This window comes from Azohydromonas lata (assembly GCF_034427735.1).
Lineage (GTDB): Bacteria > Pseudomonadota > Gammaproteobacteria > Burkholderiales > Burkholderiaceae_C > Azohydromonas > Azohydromonas lata.
Map to the genome: position 1 here is coordinate 1 of NZ_JAXOJX010000289.1, position 219 is coordinate 219.

Sequence of the window (219 nt, forward strand, 5' to 3'; positions counted from 1 at the left end):
GGTCACGCGCGAAGTGGACGGCGGCCTGGAGACGGTGGAAGTCTCGCTGCCGGCCGTGGTGACCACGGACCTGCGCCTGAACGAGCCGCGCTACGTGACGCTGCCCAACATCATGAAGGCCAAGAAGAAGCCCATGGAGACGGTCAAGCCGGCCGACCTGGGCGTGGACGTGACGCCGCGCCTCAAGACCGTCAAGGTCGAGGAGCCGCCCAAGCGCGG

1 protein-coding gene is annotated in these 219 nt (G+C 68.5%); it reads left to right on the forward strand.

Features of this window, described 5'->3' with window-relative positions:
* Positions 1–219: electron transfer flavoprotein subunit beta/FixA family protein (locus tag SM757_RS35430; RefSeq protein WP_407655841.1), on the forward strand; the 219-nt coding region annotated here is incomplete at both ends.